Genomic DNA, 1,724 nt, shown 5'->3' with positions numbered 1-1,724 from the left:
TCAGTTAGTGTACACAGGCTTAACAGTTGGTACACACACTATTTATGTGACTGATGATAACGGTTGTGCTATCACACCGTTTGAAATAACTATTAACGAAGGTGTTGATATGACACCATCAGCTACAGTAGTTGATAACTGTACTAACAATGTACCGGGCAATGAGGTTACTGTTAATGTAGCTTCATCTCAAACACTTGACCCGGCAGATTTACAGTACTCTCTTGACGGCACAAACTATCAGGCGTCAAACGTGTTCAATAACTTAGCGCCGGGTAACTATACAGCTTACGTAAGACACGCTAACGGATGTGTACAAACAACTACCTTTACAATTAATGTACTACAACCGGTAACTGCTTCGGCAGTAGCTACTACCGATGTAGGGTGTAAAGGAGAGTCAACAGGTGAGATTACAGTAACTGCTTCAGGCGGTACAGGTACATTACAGTACGCCATTTCACCAGATTATATTTATGGCTCATCTAACGTATTCTCAGGTCTTGCAGCAGGAAGTTATACCGTAATGGTGACCGATGGTATAGGCTGTGAAGTAGTATTAAACTCGGTACAGGTAACTGAGCCGGTTAATGCACTTACTTCGACTATAGATGTAGTTACTGATGAAATATGTTTCAATGCTGCCGATGGTACAGTGACTATCTCTGTAACAGGAGGTACACCACCATATTACACAAGCCTTGATTCAAGTAACCCTGCAGATTATGCTCAGGATGTGTTTACTTATACAGGTCTTACAGCAGGTACACATACTATTTATGTAACTGATGATAACGGATGTAGTATTCCTGTTCCGTTAACCTTTGACATTGAGCCGGGTGTTAGCATTCAGCCAGTGGTTGAGGTGTACCCAACATGTACTAATAACGTACCGGGGAATGTCGTGTTTGTTTTAACGAATCCGTCTATCAACCCTGCCGACCTAACATACTCGTTAGATGGTGTGGCGTACCAGACAGATAATTATTTTGCAAACCTTGCTCCAGGGAACTACACGGCTTATATACAGTATACAAACGGATGTGTACAAATGGTAGACTTTACTATTGATGTTCATCAGCCTATTGTTATTGACAGTGCTGTGGTAACTGCCGATGTGTTATGTTTTGGAGAGTCGACAGGAGAGATTACGGTAACCGCTTCAGGAGGTACAGGTACATTACTGTATGCTATTTCTTCAGATGCGGGTAACTATACAACTAACAATGTATTTACTAACCTTCCTGCTGGTACTTATACTGTAAGTGTTGCAGATGAAATTGGTTGTGAGATAACAACTGCTAACCTTGTAGTTACAGAGCCTGCGGGACCTTTAGCTCTTGATGGCGCAGTTACTACTGATGAGGTATGTTATAACGCAGCTGATGGTACAGTAACTCTTACAATTAGTGGAGGTACAACACCATACTTTACAAGTATAGATTCTGACAATGTTGCTGACTTTACTCAGGACCAGTTAGTGTATACAAACTTAACTGTTGGTACGCATACTATTTATGTGACCGATGCTAATGGATGTTCGATAACACCAGTTGACTTCACGATCAATGAAGGAGCCGATATGACTCCGAGTGCAAGTGTTGTAGACAACTGTACGAATAACGTACCGGGTAATGAGGTTACAATCAGTGTGGCTTCATCTCAAACACTTGACCCAGCTGATTTAACGTATTCGGTAGACGGTACTACTTATCAGGCGTCAA

1 protein-coding gene is annotated in these 1,724 nt (G+C 41.7%); it reads left to right on the top strand.

What is annotated here, in order from left to right; genetic code table 11:
• A partial coding sequence (locus Q763_RS17225) for a SprB repeat-containing protein (RefSeq protein WP_035136314.1) occupies window positions 1-1,724 on the top strand: 1,724 nt, incomplete at both ends.

It is taken from the genome of Flavobacterium beibuense F44-8 (assembly GCF_000769915.1).
GTDB lineage: Bacteria > Bacteroidota > Bacteroidia > Flavobacteriales > Flavobacteriaceae > Flavobacterium > Flavobacterium beibuense.
Note: the sequence above shows the minus strand (reverse complement) of the source record. Positions and strands in the feature narration are given on the sequence as shown.